Raw genomic sequence first — 26,253 nt, 5'->3', positions numbered from 1 at the left:
TTCAGCATATGTCCGTGTCTTGAAACGAAACGTCTTACGTAAGACGATCGAGCAACTCGCGACAGAAAAGCCGTTGACACCGAGTCAAGTCGATACGATTGCAGGAAAACTCGGTGTTCATTCACAAGTCGATCGTGCCACCCAACAAGCGCATATCGATGGGATTCGTCAACGACAGGCAAAATGAGACCGTTGACGAGCTCATTCTCCTTCAGGTATAGTGAATAAATAATAAGTAGTGCAACTATATGGAGATGATGGGATGAAGGAATCGGAATGGTCACTCGGGATGCAATTATCCAGAAGCTATTACGCATTCAAACGTGCCGCTGCTAAACGGATGGAGGCATTTGGACTAACGCCGGAACAATTCTCTGTCTTAAGCGAACTCGCAAAACAAGATGGTGTTTCGCAAAAGCAACTGGCACTCGTGACAGAACGTGATCAAACGACGATTGGTAAGATTCTCGATAAGCTAGGAAAAAAAGAGCTGATCGTTCGAACACCAGATCCTCGGGACCGACGAGCGGTTCTGCTCTTGATGACACGAGAAGGACGCGACATCGTCGATCGCCTCGAACCAGAGCTCGATCAGCTACAACTCGAAGCGTTCCGTGGACTATCGCGAGAGCAAATCGAGCAATTAAAAGTAACACTTGAGACCATTCACCGGAATGTGACGTGAATGGTTTTCCTTCGGATATATAGTTGCACGTGATATTATAAGTGATGCATATAAAAAGGAGATTGTAATATGAAAGCATGGAAAGATGTCTGGTCAATGACACAAACGAAAGTCGGGCTCGTCTTCGCAATCGTCGTCCCGCTCGTGTTCCTCGTTGTCTGGATGACGGGTTACCAAGGAACGACAGAACGTCTTGATCAATTAAATGTTGGGGTCGTCGCAGAAGCGAATGATCCGTTCATCCAGTCGTTGCAACAAGCACCGTTCACGGTTCAGACGGTTGCAACAGAAACAAAAGGGTTGCAAGCACTTGATGCGAATGAAGTCGATCTCGTCTTACAAAAAGATGATGCAACGCATCAACTAACGGCACACGTCAGTCAGACGAATGCGGAATTCGCAAATGCAATCCTCGAGAGAGCAACGGAAACGATCAGCAAACAGTTGAATGGTGAGCCGACGTTCACGACGTCAATCGTTACGGAACATGCCGTCTCGGATTTTGCTTTATCAATGCTTCCGCTCGTTCTCGGTTTTGTCATTTACATCGCGACGATGACGATGGGGATACAATTCAATCTCGTCAGTACGATTTTAAAGAGTCGTCACACAAAATGGGATCTATTCTGGAGTCGACAACTCTTGCACGGCATCGTCTTACTTGTCGTACCATTGCTCCTCGTCTCGATGGCGCATCTACTGACAGACATCGATACACCATTCATCAAACTATGGGCGTTCGAGCTCCTCGTCGTTGCGACCTGTATCGCCGTCACACAGATGAACTTTGCCTTATTTGGTCCGATTGCTCCACTCGTTAATGTCGCATTGATCCCGTTCCAGTTAATGACCGCAGGGAACATTGTTCCAGCGAAGATGCTGGCACCATTTTATCAATCACTCGGAACGTTCCTGCCTGTTCCAAATGCCGTCTCTGGTTTCGGTCGATTATTATTCATGGATGGATCAGTCGGGACGCAAGTCCTTCATCTATCCTTACTATTTGTTGGTAGTTTCTTGGTGACGTGTCTCATTACAGTCTGGAAAAGAGAGGGCGTTAGGCAGCAAGCCATGGCTTGAGAAAAAGTATAGTTTCAAAAAAAGCTCACGTCTCAATTTCCGAGACGTGAGCTTTTGTATTAGAACAACTCGTTGATTGGTGTGTCACCTTCGAGTAGTGTGACGACTTGTTTCGATGCTTTATCATGACCGATCGCAGCTAAAATAACACGGGCGACGTCCTCGCGTGGAATTTTTTTAGTCGCTTGCTCGGACGGATCCGTCGTGACGTTTCCTGTTCCGGCTTCATCCGACAGTCCACCTGGACGAAGAATCGTATAGTTAAGTGATGATTCCTTCAGGACACGATCCGCATAACGTTTCGCGATGTAATACGGCTTCATGCTGTCGGACCATGTTTCTGGCGAATCGGCATTCAAGGCACTGACCATGATGAACTGTTTCGCATGGATTGCTTCCGCTGCTTCAATCGATTTGACGGCACCGTCAAAATCAATCAGCATCGTTTTGTCCGCTCCTGTATGACCACCTGATCCTGCGGTAAAGATAACGACATCTGATCCTTGTAATGCTTCCGTGATTGTCGCGACATCGTCTTCAAGATCAAGGTGGACCGGGGTATGACCGAGTTTCTCAAAATCACTGAATTGGTCCTTGGAACGTAATCCTACTTTGACATCGTGCTCCGAATCCTGCAGTAAGCGAGCAGCGTGACGACCTACTTTACCATTTGCACCAATGATAAAAATCTGACTCATGTTCCATTCCTCCATTCCACGATTGGATGATTCTGTTTCAGTATGGAAAAGACGAGGGGATTCTGTAAAGAGAGACGACTTATGGAAAAGTAACCGTCATCAAAACATCTTTTTAACGCTTTTATGCATAAAATCGTCAAATTATCTTGAAATCACGTGTAAGTGTGGTAGGATAATGACTATTACCCACACCGAAAATCGTTTAGGTTAAATTGTGGAAATATTCGGTGAATGGGAAACGACGAAACAGAAAGGAGAGATACGATGAGAAAGAAACCATGGCTACTGGCGGGACTTGTCTTGACAGGCGTTGCCGCTTGGATGATTTGGAATCAACAAACGAATGCCGAAGCACATGACATCTTCAAAGACCAAAAACTGGTTGTCGGAACGACGGGGGATTATAAACCCTTTACATACTGGAACGAGGAACGGAATCGTTATCAAGGCTTTGATATTGAAGTCATCCAAGCGTTCGCTAAAGCAGCGGATCTTGACGTGACGTTCGTCAAGACAACATGGCCGACGTTATCGGAAGATACGAAGTCAGGCAAGTTTGATATCGCTGTCGGTGGGATTACAAAGAAAGTCGAACGCGAGGTCGTCGGAGACTTTACGTCGTCGTATTTTTCCTTTCAAAAAGCACCGCTCGTAAAGAAGGAAGATGTCAAACGCTTGAATTCGCTTGATGCAATCAATGATCCAGCAGTCAAAATCGGCGTCAATCCGGGTGGCACGAACGAAGCGTTCGTGAAGAAGCATTTTCCGAAAGCAGATGTGACCGTCTTTGAGAACAACTTGGACATTCCGAAAGCCGTCCAAAGCGGACAAGTCGATGTCATGGTGACGGACGACATCGAGGCGTTGCATTACGCAACAGAACTGAATCTTGCGGTTCCCAAACTCACTGAAGCATGGGAACCAGCTGAGATGGCGTATTTGATGAAACCGGATCAAAAACAGCTTGGAGACGTTTTCCGGGTCTGGATTGAAAGTGCAGAGGGGCAAGAACAAGTTCAACAATTGAAGGAAAAATGGAACATCGTCTCGACGCGTGAGGCGGTCGGAGCGAAAGGAGCGGGAGCACATGAGTAAATGGGGATGGATCGTCGTCGGAGGTGGCGTCTTGTTTGCCAGCTTACTAACACTTTGGCAAACGGAGCAACCACGACGTGTACAAGCAAAGAACGTCTTTGCGACGAAAAAAATCGTCGTCGGAACGACCGGCGATTATAAACCATTCACCTATTTGAACCGGAAGACGAACGAGTACGAAGGATTCGATATCGAAGTGATCCGTTCTTTCGCGAAGACGACCGGCATCGATGTGGAGTTCGTCCCGACGACATGGCCGACGCTGTCTGCTGATCTCGCTAGCGGGAAATTCGATATGGTCGTCGGGGGAGTGACGAAAAACATCGAGCGCGAGATCATTGGCGACTTCACGTCAAGTTACCTGTCATTCCAAAAGACACCGCTCGTCCGTAAAGAAGATGCAGGACGCCTCGTTTCGATTGAACAGATCAATCGACCGGACGTGACGATTGGTCTTAACCCAGGAGGAACGAATGAACAATTCGTCCGCAAGACGTTTACGAAGGCGAACATCGTCATGTATGAGCAAAACCTCGACATCCCGCATGCGGTTGCCTCAGGTGAAGTTGATGTCATGATCACTGATACGGTCGAGGCGATTCATTATGAAGCACTCGATCAACGACTCGCGGCACCAAGAATTCAAGAAAAGTGGATTCCGGCGGAGAAAAGCTACCTCGTCCGGGAGTCAGAAGCGGACGTCGTCGATGTCTTTAACCTCTGGATGCAGTCGTACGAAGGACAGGAAGAGATGGAGCAATTAAAAGAGAAATGGCAAGTGGCGTCATAAGTGGATCGTGCCTCCTGATAGCAGGAGGCACGATTTTTTAATGACAGGAATCTGATGGGAAAAGTCGAACAAGTATGTAGAAGCAAACCAGAAGGAAACCGATATGTTGAAAAAGAGAACATCGAAACAATGGCTCATCATGACCGCTCTTTTTGCCTGTGTCACTTACACATGGTTCGTCATCGGAGATGTTTGGATTAATAATCCTACGTTATTGTTCGCAGGAGCGCTTGTATTTACGAGTGGCGCGGTACTATCGTTTAGTCTCGCGTTAGCGCGAGCCGTTCGCTTAAAAGGAGTTGAGTTTAAGATGATGCTGGTGTCGGTAGTCGTAACGCTCGCCTTGTCTGCAGGTGCCGTATATGGTGTATACCAGATTGTAGCGTAATCGTTAGAGATTGAATCGAGGCACCGATTCAGGTGTCTTTTTTGATTTTTCGAACAGAAAAAATAGGAAAATCTTGGATATGACTTTGAATTCATGGAAAGAAGGAATGAAGATGATTCATGTCGTGAACTTGACGAAGACGTACGATGGAAAGGATGTCGTCAAAGGGATTTCCTTTGACGTGCAAGCAGGGGAAATCTTCGCCTTTCTTGGACCGAACGGTGCCGGGAAATCGACGACTGTTCAGATGCTGACGACGCTGATTAAACTGAGAATACCGATTAGGACGAGCAGGAAACGATTGAATCCGTTCATATTTCATCCCTCCTTTCTGTCGTTAAATTGTTTGTTTTTAGACGTTCGGGAAATCACGAATACCATGAATAATATGTGAGGTCAAAATAAAAATACAGTGTATGAAAAAAACTCCTCTCATTGTGTCATGAGAGGAGTACAACAGTTTTATTTTTCGATTTTCGGTACTTTTACGATGTAGTAGATCGTACTTAAAATCAAAAAGGCGATTCCGATTAAGATTGAGACGCGTGTCTCGTCATTAAACAGCATGCCGACGAGTACTGTGATCAGCGCGAAGATCGATAGATAGTTCGTCACCGGCGCACCTGGCATTTTGAACGGATGCGAGGCTGTCCGTTCACTTTCGATTTTTCGGTAACGGATATGACTGATTAATATCGCGAACCATGGCACCATCCCTGGTAGTACCGAAGCGCTGTAGACATAAACGAAGATGTTCGTATCCTTTCCGAGAACGTGCGGGAGAATGATATCGAGGATGACACCAAAGAAAATCCCGATTGAAATGGCTAGAACTGTATAGAGCGGAATCCCACGTTTATTGATCTTTAAGAAGAAAGACGGCATCTGCCCTTTTTCCGCTAATGCATAGATCATCCGACTGGCGCTGAAGATTCCTGAGTTACAACCGGATAAAGCGGCCGTGATGACGACGAAGTTAATGATGCCAGCAGCAATCGTCACACCGACCTTGGCGAATGTCGCAACGAATGGACTTCCAAGATCGGATAATTCGTTCCATGGATACACCGTGACGATGATGAAAATCGCTCCAACGTAGAAAATCAAAATCCGCCAGACGACACCATCGATCGCCTTCGTGATGTTTTTCTCTGGATCTTTTGTTTCCCCAGCCGTGACTCCAATCAACTCGACACCGATGTAAGAGGCGAAGACGATCGAGAGGGCAAAGAAGAAGCCGGTGAAACCGTTTGTGAAAAAGCCGCCGTTTGCCCAAAGATTCGAAAGACCGACTGGATTTCCGCCATTCCCTAGTCCAAAGAAAATAATGCCGAATCCAGCGACGATCATCAGAAGAATCGTCAGTATCTTGATCGAAGCGAACCAAAACTCGAGTTCACCGAACATTTTGACGGAAGCAAGGTTTGCGAGCGTCAAGAGAATGATGACGACGACCCCTGGAATCCATGTTGGTAGTTCAGGCCACCAGAAGCGTAAGTACGTTCCAACGGCGATGACTTCACTCATCCCGACGACGACCCAGTTGAAGATGTTGCTGCTTGCTGTTAAAAAACCAGCAGCTGGATGGATATAATCGTTTGCGAACTTTGCGTACGATCCACTGTGCGGATGGGTGTAGACCATCTCGCCGAGTGCCCGCATGATGAAAAAGATAAAAACTCCGGCTAGCATGTACGCAAGTAAGACTGATGGTCCTGTCCAAGCGATCGTACTTGACGCCCCGAGGAAGAGACCAACACCAATCGTTCCTCCGAGCGCAATCATTTGTACCTGTCGTGCTGTTAAATCTCGTTTCAAATTCGAACTCATCGTTTCCCCCAAAAAAAATCTGTGACGTCATAATGTTCAGACAACTTGTCGTAAGAACTATAAGGCTGAGTATACTATCCTCGGATAGGGCACGGCTAGTCTTTTTGAAAATTTGAAATAGAGTTTTCAATAATCAGATATTCATGAAACAAATATGTAACAGCTTTCATTCGCCCATTAATAGAGTGTCAAGTTGTTGACCTAATCTCCCGACATACAGATGCTCAGCAGTTGCTAAGACGATCAAATCATCACGCATTGTAAGATCGCCTGACAGGGAATTTCCTTGTTCGGTCATGAAACGAATCGAACGAATGCCCTTAAAACGTGTTCCATTTCGTTCAAGTAATTGTATGTCATCAGAGTATGCAGCAAGTAGATGGTCATTGTACCGAGCGAACTGAGAAAAGGCGATCGTAGGAGCCTCACAAACGAGATCGTCCTCTTGATTAATACGGACGAAACGATAATCGGAGTAGTAGAAGAACCAGACTTCTGTTGATGAACAGACATTCAGAGCATAACAATCATCAATCGGATATTGCCGATTCTTATACTGCACTTCACCTGTATCGTCAAAAGCGACCAGACCGAAAGCACCATTTGAACTCGTGACGGCATCGGCATAGACACCTTCATCAAAATAACTGACCCAAATCCAACCTTGTTCGTCGATTTGCATATTTTGAATCCCGTCGTCTAAACAAAAGCTATTCAGTAACTGACCTTGAGGATCGTAGATAAAGGCGTTTGGCAACCATGTGCCGTCGATATCATCATCACAACGAGAAGCGACGAGTAACAGCCGTCCGTCTGGAAAACGATCAACGAGGGAAAAGTCGATGTCGTTTCTTTCGACGATCGTCGTCTTTCGCCAGTCATCCTTCAGTTGATGAATGGAGAGGATCTGTGTTTCACGAAATTCATTAATCGATTCTTCAACGATTAAAATATGTCCGTCGACAGTGATGCCAGTTGCGACCGGGCTTCCAGAACGATAGGATGCGGTCAAACGACGTAGCGGGAAATGGGCGAGCGGGTATGTGAGCATGGCACGACCTCCTGTCTGTTGTAAAAAGCAGTCCGTCGACAGACAGACTGCTTAATGAGTTAAACCGACCGTTGACGGCGTTTATAGAAGAAATAGACGATAATTAAGGCGACGGCAGCAATCAAAACACCATTCGTATATGGTGCAGCGACTTCCTTGATCGAGCGCCAGTTCGTTCCGAGTGTTTCTCCAAGATAGAGGAACAAGATTGACCATGGAATGATGGCAAGAATCGTGTAGAGCGAAAACTTCGTTTGATCCATTTTCGCAAGACCAGCTGGAATCGAGATGGCATGGCGGACGACAGGAATGAAGCGAGCTCCGAAGATGACACCTTGACCGTATTTCAAGAACCAGCGTTCAGCTAAATCCAGATGATGTTCAGAGATCAGGACATACTTTCCGTACTTCAAGATCAATGGACGACCGCCATAGCGAGCAAACCAATATAAGAACAATTGCGACAACAATCCGCCAATGACGGCGGCGACGACAGCGAGTGGCCAGCTAATCGTTCCTTGAGAAATCATGAATCCGCCGTATGAGAGAACGATTTCGCTCGGTATGATTTCAATCATCAACCCGAGGGCGATACCGAAATATCCGAGATCGGCAAGTGAAAGTAAAATCTGGTTGACGATTTGAGATAACACGTAAGACAACTCCTTTGTAATCAGTACATTCCTTTATTTTAGAGAACCGAAGATCAAATGAAAAGGAAAAAAACGGAGACAATTAAAAAGACGGATCCACCATGATAGCGAATCCGTCTTGTTTTTATAACACGACCGCAGCAATCGTACCGAAGATGAGCAACGGAATATTGTAGTGCAAGAACGTCGGAAAGACGGTTTCTCGCATGTGATCGTGCTGACCATCGGCATTCAAACCACTCGTAGGTCCAAGCGTCGAGTCTGACGCGGGGCTACCAGCGTCACCAAGAGCACCTGCTGTCCCGATGATCGCAACCGTCGCTTCTAAGCTGAAGCCATACTGGATGCAAAGTGGAACGAAGATCGCAGCGATGATTGGAACAGTTGAGAAACTTGATCCAATGCCCATCGTGACGAGAAGACCGATCAAGAGCATGACGAACGCGGCAACAAGTTGGGAGTCGCCCATCAATGCTTTTGAGTTCTCAACGAGCGGTTCGATATCACCCGTCTCACGCAAGACATTCGAGAATCCGTTCGCTGAGATCATGACAAAACCGATGAATGACATCATCCGCATACCACGCGTGATGACGTCATCTGCTTCACTGAATCGAACGAGACGAAGCAACAAGAAGAGGATGAGTCCCGTCGATGCAGCAAGAATCATTGATTCCGTCTGCAGTTGAACGATCAGTGTCGCGATGACGACGATACCACTTAGAACAAGTTTCGATTTCGTAATGACCGGGATTTCATAGTCGTCCGGGGCGATATCACGAATTTCATACGTCCGCTCTTTCCGGTACGTATACAGACCGATCAAGAGACCGACGACCATTCCGAGTGCTGGAATCGCCATTGCTTCGATGACAGAAACTCCCGTCGTATCAAGACCATTAGCTTTCAGGTTTTTCAGTAAAATCTGATTCAGATAGATGTCTCCGAATCCGATCGGTAAGAACATGTACGGTGTGACGAGACCGAATGTCATGATGATCGCAATTCGACGTCGGTCCATCTTCAACTGAGAAAAAAGACCAAGAAGCGGCGGAATGATGATCGGAATGAAGGCGATGTGAATCGGTAGAGCATTTTGTGAACTGATTGCGAGTAACAGAATCGCGAACAAGATGAATCCTTTTAACTTCTTGACTGATGCGGCACTTGCGTTACCTCGTGAACGTGCGATCAATGCGTGAGCGAGAGCATCCGGTAAGCCCGTTTTCGAGAGGGCGACGGCAAACGCACCAAGCATTGCGTAGCTAAGAGCGATTTCGGCTCCGTCACCAAGACCACCCGCGAACGCTTCGGTTGTTTTCGTTAAATCAAGACCGCCGACGAGACCGCCGGCGAACGCACTGATGACCATCGCGAGCACGATGTGGACGCGGAAGATCGCTAAGATGAATAGTAAAAAGACGGCAAACAATACGGCGTTAATCATTCGGTAAAACCACACTTTCTTTTGTTATCACTGCACTATACTAAAGTATCTTACAGCCATGTTGAAACACTGTCAAGGATAAAAGTCTGACCTCGTATTAAATGACTTCACGATAGGCTTTCTAGCTTTGTATAAAAGTCTTATTTTTTAATACCTGGAAGCATGAAGGGAAAAGCATATAGATCACTGAAGATGGCTTACACAAAAAAATGTGCCATCCTTCTCCATTACGAGAAAATGGCACATCATCTTTAATTTAAGACGGAGTAGAATATCCCGAATCTATTTGAGTTTCTTCTATAAGAGAGCAATCAGCAATCGACGACGTCGAGTTTACCGGTCCCTGGGTCGATGACGAGTCCATGGACATTCGTACCAGGTGGCAGTAATGGGTGGTTCTTCACGAGGCTGACGGAGTGGGCGACACTCTCCTGAACTGACGTAAAGCCACGTAACCATTGGTTCAAATCAACACCTGATACTTCAAGCGTGTGAAGAATCTGTTGGTCGATACCTCGATCCTTCATTTCGCTGATCATGTGTTTAGGATCAATCGTGCTCATGCCGCAATCGTGGTGACCGATGACGACGACTTCTTCAGCGCCAAGGGCATACAACGCGACGAGAATCGAGCGCATGACGGAACCGAATGGGTGCGATAGGATAGCACCGGCATTTTTGATGATCTTCGCATCCCCGTTTTTTAGGCCGAGTGCGTGTGGAAGAAGTTCTGTTAGGCGGGCATCCATACATGTCAGGATGACGACCTTTTTATCCGGGAACTTATCCGAGACGAACTGCTCATACTGTTTTTCGGCGACGAATCGCTCGTTGAAGGCTAGCATTTCCTGTACAACTGACATTGAAGTGTCCTCCTTTAGTGGTAGCTCTTAATATGTACCCCATATCAGAATACAAGATGATGAAACGGCTATCAAGTCAGGAAAACGCAAGGTGTGACAAATCGCACACATCCATGTACATGAAGCAAAACGATGAAAAAGGAGAATCCGCAATAGATGTAAACGTTACCAAGGATGTGAGGGAATTCACAGGATGGTCATGCACAAAGCAGGAAAAAGGAGTTATGATTGATTTGTGAAGGAAAGCACAAACTATTGAAAAACAGCTTGGCATTCCTGACATAATGGTTGGCAAATCAAACTCAGATTCGTTCCACGACAGGGAGGAAACCACTCATGGCTGTGAAAGAAAAAACAAAATCGACGGCAACGCCGGTCGAACAAGCAATTGGACAAATCGTTGAAAAAGGACAACGTGCATTACAGGAGTTATTGACATTCGATCAAGAAAAAATCGATACGATCGTCCGTGATATGGCACTTGCCGGACTTGAACGGCACGTCGAACTCGCTCGTCTCGCAACAGAAGAGACAGGTCGCGGTGTCTTTGAAGATAAGATGATTAAAAATATATTTGCGACAGAATACATCTACAACAGTCTACGTCATGAAAAAACGGTCGGGATTTTAGAAGAAGATGTCCAAAACGGCATCACCTATATCGCTGAACCGGTCGGTGTCGTCTGTGGTGTAACACCAGTCACGAACCCGACATCGACGACGATGTTCAAAGCATTGATTGCGATCAAGACCCGCAACCCGATCGTCTTCGCGTTCCACCCGTCGGCACAACGGTGTTCCGTCGAAGCGGCGAAAACACTTCGCGATGCAGCCATCAAAGCTGGGGCGCCGAAAGACTGCATTCAATGGGTCGAAGAACCATCACTTGAAGCAACGAAAGTCTTGATGAACCATGAAAACATCGCCATGGTCCTGGCAACAGGTGGTGCAGGAATGGTCAAATCAGCGTATTCAACAGGTAAACCGGCACTCGGTGTTGGACCAGGGAACGTTCCGTGCTACATTGAACAATCAGCAAAAGTCAAACGGGCAGTCAGCGATCTCGTTCTTTCAAAAACGTTTGATAATGGGATGATTTGTGCGTCTGAGCAAGCCGTCATCGTTGACCAAGAAATATATGCAACGGTCCGTGCAGAAATGGAAGCACTCGGTTGTTACTTCTGTACACCGGAAGAAAAACAACGCCTCGAATCACTCGTCATCAAAACCGATACATGTGCCGTCAACGCGGACATCGTCGGGAAACCTGCGACATGGATTGCAGAACAAGCCGGGATCGACGTTCCGGAAACGACGGTCATGCTCGTCGCGGAACTCGAGCACGTTGGAGCAGCAGAACCACTGTCTCATGAAAAACTCAGTCCCGTCCTCGGTGCGTACCGTGTCGCATCCACCGAAGAAGCGTTTACGATTGCTGAACAGATGCTTGAAATCGGGGGTCTCGGTCATACAGCCGTCATTCATACGACGAACGATGATTTGATGACAGCATTCGGACTCCGCATGAAAGCCTGCCGGATCCTCGTCAACAGTCCATCTGCTCATGGCGGAATCGGTGATCTTTATAACGAGTTGACACCATCACTGACACTCGGTTGCGGCTCATATGGGAAAAACTCTGTTTCTGAAAACGTGACAGCGAAACATTTACTCAACGTCAAGAAGGTGGCGAGACGACGCGTGAACATGCAATGGTTCAAAGTTCCTGAAAAAATCTACTTCGAAAAGAACTCCGTCCAGTACCTCCGGTCAATGACTGACGTTTCACGCGTCATGATTGTCACCGATCCAACGATGGTGCAATTCGGATATGCCGATAAAGTGATTCAAAACTTGCCACAGTCTGTCAGTTACCGAATCTTCGACCAAGTCGAACCAGATCCATCAGTGACAACTGTTCAGACAGGTGCCCAAGCGATGTGTGACTTTAAACCTGACTTGATCATCGCTCTTGGTGGTGGGTCAGCGATGGATGCTGCGAAAGGAATGTGGCTCTTCTATGAACAGCCGAACGAAACATTCTCAAACTTGCGTCAAAAATTCCTGGATATTCGTAAGCGTGCCTACAAATTTCCGACACTCGGTCGTCAAGCGAAGTTCGTCGCGATTCCGACGACATCGGGTACGGGTTCAGAAGTGACACCGTTCACCGTCATCACGGATAAAGAGAAAAACGTCAAATACCCGATTGCTGACTATGCCTTGACACCCGACGTCGCGATCGTTGATCCGGAATTTGTCATGACCGTCCCGGCTTCGATTACTGCTGATACCGGAATGGACGTCTTGACTCATGCAACAGAAGCATACGTATCGGTTCTTGCGAACGACTACACGGATGGACTGGCACTCAAAGCAATCAAGATGATCTTTGACTACTTGCCACGAGCGTACGAGAACGGATCTGACGCAGAAGCTCGGGAAAAAGTGCACAATGCGTCAACGATGGCAGGGATGGCTTTCGCGAACGCCTTCCTCGGAATCAACCACTCGATCGCGCACAAAATCGGTGGGGAATTCCACACACCACATGGACGGACGAACGCGATCCTGATGCCACACGTCATTCGTTATAATGCGTCACGCCCAACGAAACTGGCAGCATTCCCAAAATACGAATCATTCGTCGCCGATGAACGGTATGCGGACATCGCACGTTACCTCGGTCTTCCGGCAGCAACGACAGAACAAGGGGTCGAATCACTTATTCAAGCAGTTGCCGATCTTGGACAACGTCTCAACATCAAGATGTCATTCAAGGCGCAAGGTATTCAAAAAGCAGACTTTGAGGCAAAACTCGATAAGATGGCAGTCGATGCTTTCGAAGATCAATGTACGACAGCGAATCCAAAGATGCCGCTTGTCGCTGAATTACGGACGATCATGGAACAAGCATACGAAGGCATCTAATAGAGAAAAAAATACTATGGCAAAAGATCGTTCAACCGGCTTCTCACTCTGAGAAGTCGGTTTTTGTTTTGGAAATCGATGGAGACAGTCAGAGAAAAAGTGGGATATAATGGCTGTTGAATGAATTTGATGTTTTTGGTTTCGTTGTAGCAGGAATATTCAAACATCAGACATAAAAAGGAGGAAATGGGATGGAGTCAAGGCAAGAAAGGAAACAACGACGGTTTTCCGTCTGGGACGTCCTGTATGGCGTCCTCATCGGTCTCATCTTTTTCGGTGTCATCTACGGTGTGATGGCATTTTTGACTTCACAAATCACCTCATCCTCAGACTATCAGGATCTCGTGAAGCAGATGCAACAGGCGGATATCACATGGAAAGAAACAGACATCACTGTTTCGTTGATGCTTCTGTTCGTCGGTGGGCTGTCGATTACGATGCCGAGCGCAGTCCGAGAAGGGATCATCAATCAGGTGCTGGATGCAAGTTCTGCCGGCGACGTCTTATCGTTGTTTGGGATTGACTTAAGACAAGTCCTCGCGCCATTGACGTTCGATGTCTCTTACGGCACGTTGCTTTATTCTGTTTTTGGTATCGGATTGATCGTCCTGTTATTTTTAGTGTTACGGATTAAGGCAAGTCGGCTTGGGTGGACGATTCGATCGGTCAGTTTCTTTTTAACGGTCGGCATCATCTGGTTTGTTCTTGCCGGACGCGGAAACAGTGTCCCATTCCTTGCGTTACAAGACGGCTATGCGATGAGCGGGATCTTACCACTTCTCGTCGTCAGTCTGCTTGGTTGGATGGCGTTTTTCCCGCAAAAGTTATCCGGTCTGACAGCTGCCGGACGTGCCAGCTTGCTGATTTTGATGTTCGCGAGTACGCTCCAACTTGTCTTTACGGTGCAGGACGAAGCGGAGTATGACGGTGATTCCTCACTACGAACGGCATTGACCGTTGCGAGTCTGAACGCCGGAAGTGGAGGGATGTATGACTGGATTCATGGTGGACAAGTCGTGTATCAAGCAGACGTCCTTGGAGCGAATGCGGAAATCCCGGTCTCGATGCTAAACGGGGAGACTTCAACGGAACAGCTCAATGACTCGATTCAGAAAGTCGTCGATGGGATTGATACGAATCGGGTGACGGAACAATTGCTGACGTTAATCGGTGGAGAACGTCCTGATTTATCAGCGACACAATTGAAGCTTGATCCTGTTGATTTCGGTGTCGCACGACAGACGATCCAAGCAATTGATGCTGAATCGGCCGGAACGACGGCACCAAACATCTCAAGTGAGAGTGCGTATTGGGTGTTGTTACTCGTGACATTTGTGATTTACTTCGTCTGTAGTATCCGGAGTTTCAAGTCGATCATCGACCCATTCATTTTTGCGATCGCGATCGGTGTCATCAGCTTCATCGTCAGTCAAGCTTCATATGTTCAGTTCGCGATGAAGTGGCGGAGTGACGTCTTATTCGAGTTCGCTCAACAGACGGCAGGATGGACGGTGCTTTTCGCAACAGGACTTGCGTTACTTGGTGGAATTCTTGGTTATGTCGTCCGGCGGAAGCCCGACAAAACGGTTTAAGAGACGTGGAGTGATGAAGCTCTTCCACTAGGAGATGTGCCATGAATGGAGACGACGAACGTTATTGTCATTCTCGCTTTCCACAGGCGGGAGGTAAGCCGCGGTATCCTAAACTACGTTTCGTCTACCGGGTCTCACCTGACCCTGACGAAAGCGAAAAACGTGCTTTCTTTTCCTGTAGGAGTTGAGAATGAACAATTACGTTCTACATCAATTATAAACGATACGTTTTCAGGTTCATGTCCTGAAATGTATCGTTTTTTTATTGAACCTGATTTGTAAAGGTAAAATCAACAATGTAAAGCCAGTATTTGGAATTGGTTAAGTAGGTTAAATAGGCGGATGTCCGACCTATTTGAAAGGACTATTAGCTATAATCGAACCATGCTAAATTAATGAAGCAGTTAAAACTTCCTGGGGGGAAATACATATGAAAAAAGCTACAAAACTTGTCATCGCATCGACATTGATCGCACCGATGCTCGTACCAGTCGTTCAAGTCAAGACACTTGCTGCCGACAACAGTGTCGTCAAGTTACGCTTCTTAGAAACAACGGATTTACATACGAACTCAATGAACTACGATTATTTCAAGGATGCGCAGGACGAGACGATCGGTCTCGTCAAAGCGGCTACAGTCATCAAACAGCAACAAACGGAAGTGGGCGCGACGAACAGCTTCTTGTTTGATAACGGAGATACTCTTCAAGGAACGCCGTTTGGTGATTACGTCAAGAATCAGTATGACAAAGGAAACAAAGGCAAACATCCGATGTACGAATTGATGGAATACCTCGGTTATGATGCAGTCACACTCGGAAACCATGAATTCAACTTCGGTCTTGATTTCCTCAAGTCAGCGATGAGTGCTTCGAGCGGTTCAATCAAGTTCGTCAACTCGAACGTATTGGATGCAGTCACGAAAAAGCCAATCGTCGCGGACTACAACAAAGATGGAAAAGACTATCAAATCATCGAACGTCAAGTCAAGGACCAGAACGGTGACATGAAAACAGTCAAAGTGGGTGTGTTCGGAGTCGTCACGCCACAAATCATGGCATGGGATGCGGGGAACCTGACGGGGAAAGTCACGGCTGAAGATATCATCCCGACTGCTAAAGCAACAGCGAAGAAATTAAAAGATGCTGGCGCAGATGTCGTCGTGGCACTCGCACATACAGGTATCGGGGATACGACGGATCAAAAAGATGGTGATGAGAACGTTGGCTACGCGTTGACGAAAGTCGCAGACATCGATGTCTTGATGACCGGTCACCAGCACGGCAAATTCCCGGCAGCCGATTCGGCGTTTAATAAACTACCAAACGTTGATGCAACGAACGGCTTGATCAATGGCAAGCCGGTCGTCATGGCGAACACGCAAGGGAAGAACGTCGGTGTCATCGATCTTCAATTGAAGCAAGTTGACGGGAAATGGGTCGTTGATACATCTGGCGCTAAATTAGCGGACGTGACGAAAGACACGACAGCAGATGCAGGTGCCGTCAAGTTGATCGAAAAATCGCATGAAGGAACACTCGCATATATTCGTCAAGAAGTCGGTACGATCAATGATGATATCCAGAGCTTCTTTGCCCTCGCGCAAGACGATTGATTCGGTTCAGTTCGTGACGAACGCTCAAAAATGGTATGTCGAGAAACAACTCAAAGAAAATGCGGATCTTGCGAAATATAAAGATCTCCCGTTGTTATCTGCAGGTGCACCATTCAAAACAGGTGGTCGTAACCAAGTCAACGCATCCGATTACACTTTGATCAAAAAGGGACCGATCGCACTGAAGAACGTTGCCGATCTCTATGTTTATCCGAATACACTCGAAGTCGTCAAAGTAACAGGTGCTGACGTCAAAGATTGGCTTGAGATGTCTGCCGGTCAATTCAACCAAGTTGGTGGTGAGCAGACAGAGTTGTTGAACAAAGATTTCCGGAGCTACAACTTCGATATCCTCGACGGATTGACATATGAAATCGACATCACGAAACCGGCAAAATTTGATTATAACGGTGGTGTCGCCAATAAAGAAGCAAGTCGTGTTCAAAACATCAAATATAAAGGCAAAGCGATCACAGACGATCAAGAATTCCTCGTTGCGACGAACAACTATCGCGCTGGTAGTGCGACGTTCCCAGGTCTTGGCGGCGGAAAGAACATCGTCTACAAATCGGCTTACGAAACACGTAACGTCATCTCGGACTTCATCAAAGCGAAACAACCGGTTGATTACAAAGCGGACGATAACTGGTCACTCGTTGCAAGCAAACCGATGACGGTCAGCTTTGATTCAGCGGTTGCAGCTGCACCGTACGTTAAGCGGTATGAAGGTATCACAAACACAGGTGAAACACGTCCAGGTGAGACAGGTACGTTCCTTAAATTCAACATGAATGTGCCGATGAAAGACTTCACGGTCTCGGCAAAAGCAGTTAAACCAGGTGCGAAAGTCGTCATAGGTCAAGCCGTTCCGGGCGCAAAAGTCACGGTCAAACTCGGTGATAAAGTCCTTGGAACAGCAACAGCAAACGAAGCGGGTCAATATGAAGTCGTGACACGTCCGCTCAAATTGCGTGACAAGTTGACAATCGTCTCAGAACTCAGCTTCATGAAAACAGAAACGAACGTGACGGTCGGAACAGGTGTCGTTGCGACACCGGCAATCGATAAAAAATCAGCAGTTTACGGATCAACTATCCTCCGCGGTAAAGCAACGGAAGGTCTTGACGTCACCCTCTACAAAGGATCAACGAAGATTGCGAAAGCGAAAACGACGGCAAGCGGCTTCAAAATCGCGGTCAAGAACGGTCTAACGACAGGAACATACACAGTCAAGTCGACAGACATCTCGAACAAAATCATGAAAAAAGCGTCGTTTACAATCAAGAACACATACCCGGTTAAAAAATGGTCAGGCAAAAAGACGTTGACAGGTAAAGTCGAAAAACGTCAAATCGTCCGTCTCTACCAAAAAACAGCGTCTGGTTACCAATTGATCGCCCAAGACGTGGCGGACCAGCACGGGAACTACGTTCTGAAGATGCGTCAGGCATTGACGAACGGCTCATATAAACTCAACATCTATACAGCGAAGGATCATCTTGATCAATCACGCTACTTCATCACGAAGTAATATGAAAAACGGATGTCTGCATATGCAGGCATCCGTTTTTATTTGATTAGATATGCGCGTTGCGAAAGTAGAAACAGTTTAATGCGTTCGTACATGATTGCTTGTTCGACCGTCAATTGATTCGTCGCATGCGACATGTAGAGTCGTGACTTTACTGTAAATACATCGTCCGTAATGAAGGGAAGCCCCATCTCGCGACAGACGGAAACAGGAACAAAGCTGTAATACCGTTGCTGGCGTAAGGCGAGCTGAAGTGAGACGTCATCGATGTAGTGCGTGGTATCGGCATAGATATTCAGTTCCGCCATCTTCAATTGGATGAAGCGGTTGTAGTCCTTATTGTGGGACGGGAACAAAAAGGCAGTTTCGGTTTCATCCGCATAGAGCATCTTAATTGCTTCTTTCTCTGAATAAGAAGCTGGATACGTGATGACAATATCTTCTTCAACGATCGGTTCACTCGTAATGAGCGGATGTTTGAGTTCCATGAAGCTGATTGAGAAATGGAATTCTTGATGAAGGAGACCGCTCAGGATTTCACGGTTCGAGAGGATGTCCGAGTTGAACAATGGAGCAGTTTGTGGAAGAAGAAACTCCCGTAGAATCAATTGGATGAAGCGACCATGTGAACTGGCAAGACTGAGTGGTGTTTCCGTTGATGCATCGTTTCGTACCATTCGTTCCTGAACACGTGTCAACTCGTGTTCGATTTTTTCGACAGACTGAAGTAACAGTCGACCATTTTCAGTCAAACTGATCGTTCTGCCTTTTCGATGAAATAATATCGTGTTCAATTCACGCTCGAGTTTCTTGATCGTCGCACTAAGGGCAGGTTGGCTGATGAATAATCGTTCGGCAGCACGCGTTACGTTCAATTCCTCTGCAACGTGACGAAAATAATTTAAATGTAAGAGTTCCATGATATCCTCCTGACATAACCTATAGATTATCAAAACATATAATTATATATATTTCCGTTTATGATGAAACTATTATACCGTATATTCCAGAGGTGATAGAAATGAAAATCGGAATTTACGGAGCAGGATCCCTTGGAACCATCATGGGAGCTTATCTAAGTCAACAGTATGCGGATGTCGATTTGATTGATACGAACCGCGCACATATCGAGGCGCTGAACACAACAGGGGCACACGTCATTGGTCCGGATTTAACGCAAGCTGTTCATGCCATTCATCCGGATGACATCACAGAGACGTACGATATCATATTATTGCTGACGAAGCAGGTCTACAATGAACCGGTCCTCGCGAAAGTGCGGACGATCTTGAAGGAAGACGGCATTCTCGTCTCCTTGCAAAACGGTGTACCGGAAGAGTTCATTCAACAACAGATTCCAAGCGAACGTATCATTGCGGGATCCGTCGAGTTCGGAGCGACATACGTCGGACCAGGTGAGTCACGCCTGACATCAGATTACGAACATTTCAAGACGTATGCGATGCAAATCGGTGAACTGGACGGGAAGAAGACGGATCGGATCGTCCAACTGAAGGAAATCCTTGATCACATCGGTGGGACAGAAATCTCTGATAATCTACCAGGAACGAAATGGTCAAAACTCGTCATCAATAGTACGTTCAGTGGTTTATCCGCTGCGTGTAACGGTACGTACGGCGACGTTCTCGATCATCCTGTCTTGTTACGGGCAGCAATCCATACAATGCAGGAAGTTGTTGAGGTCGGTCACGCCCACGGCATCACATTCGCAATGATGAGTACGTTTGAGCCGGCAGCCTATGCGACATTAGACGATATCGATGAAAAATTGATCACTGTACCACGATTGATGCACGGATCACGCGACTTAGAAGCGAGTATGTTGCAGGATTTACAAAAAGGACAACCGACTGAAATTCGTTTCATCAATGGGATCGTCACGATGTACGGCAAGACGTACGATATCGCAACACCGTTCAACTCACTCATTCAAGAAATCGTAGAAGAAGCGCAAGCAGCGAAGACAGTTCCTGATTTTGAAACAAGTGTCGCACGCTTTGAAACATTATTGAATGCGTAAAGGAGGAATTCAGATGAGACAAGAAGATGTAAAAAATGTCGTCGCGACGCCGATCAATGCGCCGGTCTTTCCGGCAGTCGATATCTTCTTTCGGAATCGGGAATACTTGAACATCATCTATGAGACGGACATCGAAGCGTTACAAGCAGTCGTTCCGGAACCGCTTGAGGTGCTGAGCAATCAGATCAAGTTCGAAATCATCAATATGCCAGATAGCACAGGTCTTGGGAGTTATCTTGAGTGCGGGCAAGTCATTCCGGTTCGGTATCAAGGGGAAATCGGTGAGTTCTACCTATCGATGTATGTCAACAATCAGCCGGCGATCGCCTCTGGTCGAGAAGTAGCTGCTTTTCCGAAGAAGTATGGTTCACCCCGATTGTATCTCGACAATGATGTACTCGTTGGAACGCTTGACTATCATTCGCTCCGCGTTGCACAAGCGACGATGGGATACAAATACGTTCCGATGGCAGTCGAAGAGGCACAGTCAATTGTCGGTGCGCCGCAGTTCATGCTCAAACAACATCGCGGTTATCAAGGCGAGTTGATCATCTCTGAACTGACACGCAGTCAAATCACGGATCTTGAGATTAAAGAAGCATATCGTGGACCGGCTCGGCTTCAATTGTTTGAACATGTCATGGCACCACTCGCTGACTTCCCTGTTCGAAAGGTCGTCGATGCTCAGCATATCATCGCTGATCTCCGACTCGGTGGACCTGCGAAACTGTTTGATTATCTAAAGGACTAACACTTCTCTAACATCATATGTAGCAAAACGACCTCCAAAACGGATGGTCGTTTTGTTTTACCCTAAAAACTGGCATACTGAGATGAGAGGGGGAGACGATCATGCGACAAGTCATTGTGTTACCGTATCAATCAGAATGGGCGAGTGAATACGAGCGAGAAGCGTACCGATTACGGGAGGTGTTCGGAGTACGTCTTAAGCAAATCCATCATATGGGAAGTACATCAGTTCCAGGACTCGCGGCAAAACCGATCATCGATATCCTGCCTGTTGTCGATGCGCTCGAGGGAATCGAGCAGTTTGATGAACCGATGGAAGCACTCGGTTACGAAGCGAAGGGTGAATTCGGCATGCCGGGACGCCGCTATTACCGAAAAGGCGGCGACGAACGGACGCATCACATCCATCTCTATGCGGCGGGAAATCCAGAAATCATGCGTCATCTCGTCTTCCGGGATTACTTACGTACCCATCCAGAAGAAGCCGCTGCTTACGGAGCATTAAAGGAACAATTAGCGACAACATATCCGCTCGATATCGAAGCCTATATCGCCGGCAAGGATGCGTTCGTCAAGGAACTCGAACTCCGCGCAATTACTTGGGGGAACGCGCATGACTGACTGGGAACGTGCTCTCATTCGCCATGTCAGTGTTGGTGTAAAGACGTCGAAAGTCTTGTTTGAGAAGATCGAAGCAAAGGACTGGAACGCGCAACCGATTCCCGGGAAGCGGACCGTCGGTGAAGTCGCCGTCCATCTTGCTGTATTGCTTGAAGCCGATTTAATGCTCGCAGAAGGAGCAACGGCAGAAGCGATGCAGGCATTTTATGCGGAACCGGTCATGTGCAATCAGTTATCAGAGCGAATCAATCAAGCCTTTCGGGTCTATCAAGAAAAAGTCACAATCGGATTTTTGACGCGTCCGACGTACTGGGGGGTTACCGACTCGATGAACGGCTGGGCGATCGAAGCAGCCGTGCATCTCTATCATCATCGATCCCAGTTATTTGATTACTTGAACATCCTTGGGTACGAACTAGAGATCTCGTTATTTGAATGAATGGAAGTAGGGATAGTGTATGGAATATATCGTCGAAACATCAGCCGGTCGATTTGATACCCGGTTGACGGGAAGTGGGGACGTCACATTCGTCCTCGATCACGGGATGATGTCGAATCGGCATCAGTGGGGTTGGCTCCGAACTGAATTATTGAAACGGGGGCGGGTCTTTGAATATTCGCGTCTCGGTTATGGGCGGTCGAGTCGTGGCAAAAACAAACGACTCTTTACACATCAAGCGGATGAGTTGGCAGATGTTTTACGGATACTTCAAGTCGAAGGACCCTATGTCTTCATCGGTCACTCGCTCGGAGCTTATATCTCGCTTGCAAGTGGACGCCTGTTTGCAGACGAGACACGCGGCATCGTCTTGCTTGATCCGTCGCACCCGGATGTCGATGCGGCATTGCCGAACTGGTACGAACGAACACAAGAGAAGTGGAATCGATTCCTCTATTTCCTTAGTCACGTCCGACCAATCGCCTGGATGATTCCTGATCGTCTCGGCAAAAAGATGTTCAGTGTCTTACCGGAAGCCGATCAATTACCGATGTGGCAGCATTTTGCGGCACCTGGGCATTGGCAGGGAACGCTCGATGAATGGCGAACGGTCGAGGAGAACAATCAGATGATTCTTTCGTTGATCGAAGACGTGACGCAGCCGGTCCTCGTCCTGTCCGCTTCGAACTGGGCGGGTGGTATGCCAGAAAGTTGGTTGAACCCGGCATTGACCGAACAAATCAATGCGGCTCACGCTGCGTTCGCTGACAGTTTACCGAACGGAATGTATCATGTGATTGCAGATACGAATCATTACACGATCGCGGGATTTTCACACGAGGCAGCGGAGCGGATCACGGATTTGATTGGCTCGACATGGGATTTACCGATTCAAAGTCAGTAGTAAGGTTACGCTTTTTCGTTTCGCTCGAATCGTTTTCCTAGAACAAGCATCGCGTCGGTACATTTCGTTGCAAGGTCGCTCCTGCTTGTATTTCCCTAAAAAGAAATTCCGAGCGGAAAAAAGTTTCTTTTCTTATGCTTCGGAATATCTGACGGAGCTGACTCTAAAGCCAGTATCTACAAAGAATGACGCGTCACACACCACTCCTACAGGAAAAAGCGCATTATGCGCTGTCAGAGACGAACAAGACCCGCTTTCCTGCTTGAAGGAAGCAGGAAAACTGGCTTGTGTCTCGCCTGAGGAAAGGGCGTGAGAAGATGCGTCATTTTTTTGGAGTCAGCCCGGTCTACTCCTTGAGTCGATGCTTATCGGCTTTTTTTTAGAGAACAAAATAAATCGAAATCATTACGATTGACGTCAGATAAAAAGTCGGTTACCCTATAAAACGTAACGATTACGTTTTGGAGGGTGAATGATGATGCAACCGATATCGATCACCGTTTTATCCGGTTACTTAGGATCCGGTAAAACGACACTATTGAACCATTTGCTACATAATCGCGAAGGGCGCCGTCTTGCGATCATCGTCAACGACATGAGTGAGGTCAACATTGACGCGGCATTGATTGAGCAAGGCGGATTCTCGCGGACTGAAGAGTCGTTCGTCACGCTTTCGAACGGCTGCATTTGCTGCACATTGCGTGATGATCTGTTGCTTGAAGTCAAACGCCTCGTCGATCAAGGCGATATTGACGGGATCGTCATCGAATCGAGTGGTATCTCGGAACCGATTCCGGTCGCCCAGACCTTCACGTACGAAGATCCGGACAGTGCCATCGACTTATCACAAGTCACGAAAATCAATGCGATGGTCACGGTCATCGATGGGTACCGTTTCCTGAAGGACTTCGAATCCGGTGAGTCGTTGATCGAGCGCAGACAGGCAGTCGATGAGACAGACGTGCGCGAAGTCGTCGATCTACTCGTCGACCAAGTCGAGTTTGCGGACATCATTGTCTTAAATAAAGTCGATCGCCTGACACCGGAAGAACGCCATACCGTCATCGGCTATCTAAAGGCATTGAATCCAGTGGCTCGTCTGATTGAGACGACGTATGGTCAAGTCGATCCGACAGAGATATTAGACGTTGATCTATTTGACTTCGAACAAGCAGCAGCAAGTGCCGGTTGGATCCGCGAGTTGAATGCCGAAGAACATCTTCCGGAAACGGAAGAATACGGGATCAGTTCATTCGTCTACAAACGCGACGTGCCATTCCATCCTGAGCGTTTGCTTGCCTTGATCGAAGATTGGCCGCAAGAAGTCGTCCGGGCGAAAGGATTCTTGTTCCTCGCGACACGTCCTGAGATGGCACTATTGTTCCATCAGGCAGGATATGCGTCGAACATGGAATATGCTGGTCGTTTTGCATCAGATGAGGACCGACGGACCGAACTCGTCTTGATCGGCATCGGACTGGAGCAAGAGAAGCTCGAAGCGCTATTCGATGCGTGTCTCATCCAGGAACACGAAACGGACTGGGCGTCACTGAATGATCCAATCCCTGGTCGCGAGATGTACGAAGAAAACTTTCTATAAGAGGTCAATCTTTTGGGAAACCGTATCTGCGGTTTCTCTTTTTTGTTATATTTTCATAGTGAATGGGGAAAGAATACTAGTGAAGGTATGTTAATTGAAGGAGGAAGGTCTGTGCGTAACCGGATTTTACAATTCGCACTCGTATTTTTAGTCGCCGGTGGCATCATTTGGGGACTATATCAACTCGGCTATTTATTTTATGTCTTAACGATTTCAGCGACGGTCGTGCCGCTCGCCGTCATCATGATCATCTTCATCGAGAACCGGACAGCGGAATCAACGATCGCTTGGTTCCTCGTTCTAATTTTCTTACCGATTCTCGGAGTCATCATCTGGTTGATGTTCGGTCGGAATCCACGGCGTCGCCGCCGGAATCGTCGTTCGCATGACGAACGGAAATTGCTGAAACAAGCGATTCGTCCAGTCCGGTCGCTTGCCGTCAGTGAATTGCCACCGAATCACTTGAAGCTTGCGAACACGATTCGTAACTTCGGTGGGGGCGGGGTGGACGTTCATACAGCAAGTGAGATTTTGACGAACGGGGAAGCGACGTTCCCGGCGATTCTTGACGCAATTCGTCAAGCGAAACATCACGTCCACATCCAGTACTACATCTATCGAAACGATGAGACAGGCAAGGCAATCCGGGAAGCATTGATCGAGCGACTCGAAGCGGGGGTCGAAGTGCGGTTCATGTATGACGGACTTGGAAGCTATATGCTTGGTGAGAATTTCCTACGTCCGTTACGCGACGCTGGGGCACATATCGCAGCCTATGATCCAATCTCGAGTCCCTTATTCATCTTCACGGCGAACTTCCGCAATCACCGGAAAATCGTCGTCGTTGATGGGAAGGTTGGCTTCACCGGTGGACTGAACGTCGGTGATGAGTACGATAGCAAGAGTAAGAAGTTCGGGTTTTGGCGCGATACGCACTTACGGCTCGAAGGACGTGCCGTTAAGGAATTACAAGCGACGTTCCTCGACGACTGGATTTATGCCCAAATCGAATCGGACGACACATGGGAGACGTTTGCGGGGGAAGAGACAATCCACCAGTACTTCCCGAAACATGATGTTGCGTCCGACGGAGCGATTCAAATCGTCACGAGCGGACCGACCTCAAAGGATCCCGCGATTCGCAATGCCTTGATTGCGGCCATCATCTCGGCGCAACGCTCGATCTGGATCGCGACACCGTATTTGATTCCGGACAATGAGACGATGACGTTACTTCGACTTGCTGCACGTGCCGGGCTTGACGTCCGCATCCTGACACCGGGGAAAGGCGATAGCTTTACGTCTTACTACGGCACCCGTTCCTACTTTGGACCACTCCTGAAAGATGGGGTCAAGATTTACACGTACAACCGTCACTTCATCCATGCCAAACTATTTCTCGTCGACGGCAAGATTGGGGCTGTCGGAACGGCAAACATGGACATTCGCAGTTTTGTCCTCAACTATGAGCTAATGGCGTTCCTGTACGATACGGAAAGTGCCGAACAGCTCGAGCGTGACTTCATTGCTGATTTCGACGTCTCGATTCAGTTATCATCGAATGATTACGTCAAACGTCCGCTCCGCTTCCGGATTTTCGAGTCACTTTCGCGCTTGATTTCACCCTTATTATGACGCAACGTCCCGCA

25 protein-coding genes and 1 pseudogene are annotated in these 26,253 nt (G+C 47.4%); 19 read left to right on the top strand and 7 right to left on the bottom strand.

Going from position 1 to position 26,253, the window contains the following annotated elements:
* The 3 genes and pseudogenes from Q9R23_RS13135 to Q9R23_RS13125 all read left to right on the top strand — a co-directional run.
* Positions 1-187 (top strand): annotated as a pseudogene (locus Q9R23_RS13135) (nuclease-related domain-containing protein); the annotation flags it as partial.
* Between the two features lie 75 nt (positions 188-262).
* Entirely contained in the window at positions 263-685 is a 423-nt protein-coding gene (locus Q9R23_RS13130) for a MarR family winged helix-turn-helix transcriptional regulator (RefSeq protein WP_311247244.1), read from the top strand.
* Between the two features lie 69 nt (positions 686-754).
* On the top strand, positions 755-1,765 hold the full coding sequence (locus Q9R23_RS13125; RefSeq protein ID WP_311247243.1) for an ABC transporter permease: 1,011 nt from the start codon (positions 755-757) through the stop codon (positions 1,763-1,765).
* A 59-nt stretch (positions 1,766-1,824) separates the two neighbouring features.
* Here Q9R23_RS13125 and Q9R23_RS13120 read toward each other — a convergent pair whose 3' ends face one another.
* Positions 1,825-2,463, bottom strand: a complete 639-nt coding sequence (locus tag Q9R23_RS13120) for an SDR family oxidoreductase (protein WP_311247242.1) — start codon at positions 2,461-2,463, stop codon at positions 1,825-1,827.
* 264 nt (positions 2,464-2,727) lie between these two features.
* On the opposite strand from Q9R23_RS13120, the gene Q9R23_RS13115 reads away from it, so the two are divergent.
* The 4 genes from Q9R23_RS13115 to Q9R23_RS15970 all read left to right on the top strand — a co-directional run bounded on the left by Q9R23_RS13115 (position 2,728) and on the right by Q9R23_RS15970 (position 5,130).
* Positions 2,728-3,558 carry a transporter substrate-binding domain-containing protein gene (locus tag Q9R23_RS13115; RefSeq protein WP_311247241.1) on the top strand — a complete coding sequence of 277 codons (831 nt, stop codon included), beginning with the start codon at positions 2,728-2,730 and terminating at the stop codon, positions 3,556-3,558.
* Positions 3,551-4,348, top strand: a complete 798-nt coding sequence (locus tag Q9R23_RS13110) for a transporter substrate-binding domain-containing protein (RefSeq protein WP_214855541.1) — start codon at positions 3,551-3,553, stop codon at positions 4,346-4,348. Before Q9R23_RS13115 ends, Q9R23_RS13110 begins: the two co-directional genes overlap by 8 nt.
* Positions 4,349-4,451: 103 nt before the next feature.
* Positions 4,452-4,736 carry a hypothetical protein gene (locus Q9R23_RS13105; RefSeq protein ID WP_290755649.1) on the top strand — a complete coding sequence of 95 codons (285 nt, stop codon included), beginning with the start codon at positions 4,452-4,454 and terminating at the stop codon, positions 4,734-4,736.
* Between the two features lie 112 nt (positions 4,737-4,848).
* Complete coding sequence (locus tag Q9R23_RS15970) at positions 4,849-5,130, top strand: ATP-binding cassette domain-containing protein (RefSeq protein WP_311247240.1); 282 nt, start codon at positions 4,849-4,851, stop codon at positions 5,128-5,130.
* A gap of 68 nt (positions 5,131-5,198) precedes the next feature.
* Here the strand turns inward: Q9R23_RS15970 and Q9R23_RS13095 are convergent, their stop codons facing one another.
* The 5 genes from Q9R23_RS13095 to Q9R23_RS13075 all read right to left on the bottom strand — a co-directional run bounded on the left by Q9R23_RS13095 (position 5,199) and on the right by Q9R23_RS13075 (position 10,580).
* Positions 5,199-6,566 (bottom strand): amino acid permease, encoded by a 1,368-nt coding sequence (locus tag Q9R23_RS13095; RefSeq protein ID WP_311247239.1) that lies wholly within the window; start codon positions 6,564-6,566, stop codon positions 5,199-5,201.
* A 166-nt stretch (positions 6,567-6,732) separates the two neighbouring features.
* Positions 6,733-7,617 (bottom strand): hypothetical protein, encoded by an 885-nt coding sequence (locus Q9R23_RS13090; RefSeq protein WP_311247238.1) that lies wholly within the window; start codon positions 7,615-7,617, stop codon positions 6,733-6,735.
* A 59-nt stretch (positions 7,618-7,676) separates the two neighbouring features.
* The gene (gene uptA, locus Q9R23_RS13085) at positions 7,677-8,270 is read right to left on the bottom strand and encodes an undecaprenyl phosphate transporter UptA (RefSeq protein WP_214855551.1); all 594 of its coding nucleotides are present in this window, start codon (positions 8,268-8,270) and stop codon (positions 7,677-7,679) included.
* Between the two features lie 124 nt (positions 8,271-8,394).
* Positions 8,395-9,714 (bottom strand): Na+/H+ antiporter family protein, encoded by a 1,320-nt coding sequence (locus tag Q9R23_RS13080; RefSeq protein ID WP_311247250.1) that lies wholly within the window; start codon positions 9,712-9,714, stop codon positions 8,395-8,397.
* Positions 9,715-10,028: 314 nt separating this feature from the next.
* Complete coding sequence (locus Q9R23_RS13075; protein ID WP_023467896.1) at positions 10,029-10,580, bottom strand: beta-class carbonic anhydrase; 552 nt, start codon at positions 10,578-10,580, stop codon at positions 10,029-10,031.
* 336 nt (positions 10,581-10,916) lie between these two features.
* Between Q9R23_RS13075 and adhE the strand changes: the two genes are divergently transcribed.
* The 5 genes from adhE (at position 10,917) to Q9R23_RS13050 (ending at position 18,249) form a co-directional block, all read left to right on the top strand.
* A complete protein-coding gene (adhE, locus tag Q9R23_RS13070) occupies positions 10,917-13,511 on the top strand; it encodes a bifunctional acetaldehyde-CoA/alcohol dehydrogenase (RefSeq protein WP_311247237.1) in 2,595 nt (864 codons plus the stop codon).
* A 191-nt stretch (positions 13,512-13,702) separates the two neighbouring features.
* Positions 13,703-15,103: a hypothetical protein gene (locus Q9R23_RS13065; protein ID WP_311247236.1), complete on the top strand. Its 1,401-nt coding sequence runs from the start codon at positions 13,703-13,705 to the stop codon at positions 15,101-15,103.
* Positions 15,104-15,148: 45 nt separating this feature from the next.
* Complete coding sequence (locus tag Q9R23_RS13060; protein WP_311247235.1) at positions 15,149-15,385, top strand: hypothetical protein; 237 nt, start codon at positions 15,149-15,151, stop codon at positions 15,383-15,385.
* Between the two features lie 148 nt (positions 15,386-15,533).
* Positions 15,534-16,718 (top strand): metallophosphoesterase, encoded by a 1,185-nt coding sequence (locus Q9R23_RS13055; RefSeq protein ID WP_311247234.1) that lies wholly within the window; start codon positions 15,534-15,536, stop codon positions 16,716-16,718.
* The gene (locus Q9R23_RS13050) at positions 16,675-18,249 is read left to right on the top strand and encodes a 5'-nucleotidase C-terminal domain-containing protein (RefSeq protein ID WP_311247233.1); all 1,575 of its coding nucleotides are present in this window, start codon (positions 16,675-16,677) and stop codon (positions 18,247-18,249) included. Before Q9R23_RS13055 ends, Q9R23_RS13050 begins: the two co-directional genes overlap by 44 nt.
* Positions 18,250-18,287: 38 nt before the next feature.
* Here Q9R23_RS13050 and Q9R23_RS13045 read toward each other — a convergent pair whose 3' ends face one another.
* Positions 18,288-19,169, bottom strand: a complete 882-nt coding sequence (locus tag Q9R23_RS13045) for a LysR family transcriptional regulator (RefSeq protein WP_214855561.1) — start codon at positions 19,167-19,169, stop codon at positions 18,288-18,290.
* A 101-nt stretch (positions 19,170-19,270) separates the two neighbouring features.
* On the opposite strand from Q9R23_RS13045, the gene Q9R23_RS13040 reads away from it, so the two are divergent.
* From Q9R23_RS13040 to Q9R23_RS13010, 7 genes are all read left to right on the top strand, one after another.
* Positions 19,271-20,290: a ketopantoate reductase family protein gene (locus tag Q9R23_RS13040; RefSeq protein WP_214855563.1), complete on the top strand. Its 1,020-nt coding sequence runs from the start codon at positions 19,271-19,273 to the stop codon at positions 20,288-20,290.
* A gap of 13 nt (positions 20,291-20,303) precedes the next feature.
* A complete protein-coding gene (locus tag Q9R23_RS13035; RefSeq protein WP_214855566.1) occupies positions 20,304-21,041 on the top strand; it encodes an acetoacetate decarboxylase in 738 nt (245 codons plus the stop codon).
* Positions 21,042-21,142: 101 nt separating this feature from the next.
* Entirely contained in the window at positions 21,143-21,661 is a 519-nt protein-coding gene (locus tag Q9R23_RS13030; RefSeq protein ID WP_290755683.1) for a GrpB family protein, read from the top strand.
* Complete coding sequence (locus Q9R23_RS13025) at positions 21,654-22,100, top strand: DinB family protein (protein WP_290755685.1); 447 nt, start codon at positions 21,654-21,656, stop codon at positions 22,098-22,100. Before Q9R23_RS13030 ends, Q9R23_RS13025 begins: the two co-directional genes overlap by 8 nt.
* A 19-nt stretch (positions 22,101-22,119) precedes the next feature.
* Positions 22,120-23,004 carry an alpha/beta fold hydrolase gene (locus Q9R23_RS13020; protein WP_311247232.1) on the top strand — a complete coding sequence of 295 codons (885 nt, stop codon included), beginning with the start codon at positions 22,120-22,122 and terminating at the stop codon, positions 23,002-23,004.
* Between the two features lie 478 nt (positions 23,005-23,482).
* Positions 23,483-24,604 (top strand): GTP-binding protein, encoded by a 1,122-nt coding sequence (locus Q9R23_RS13015; RefSeq protein ID WP_311247249.1) that lies wholly within the window; start codon positions 23,483-23,485, stop codon positions 24,602-24,604.
* A 111-nt stretch (positions 24,605-24,715) separates the two neighbouring features.
* Entirely contained in the window at positions 24,716-26,239 is a 1,524-nt protein-coding gene (locus Q9R23_RS13010) for a cardiolipin synthase (protein WP_290784624.1), read from the top strand.
* The last annotated feature ends 14 nt before the right edge of the window (positions 26,240-26,253 follow it).

The organism is Exiguobacterium sp. BRG2 (assembly GCF_031844245.1).
GTDB lineage: Bacteria > Bacillota > Bacilli > Exiguobacteriales > Exiguobacteriaceae > Exiguobacterium_A.
This window is presented reverse-complemented; position numbering and strand designations above follow the sequence as displayed.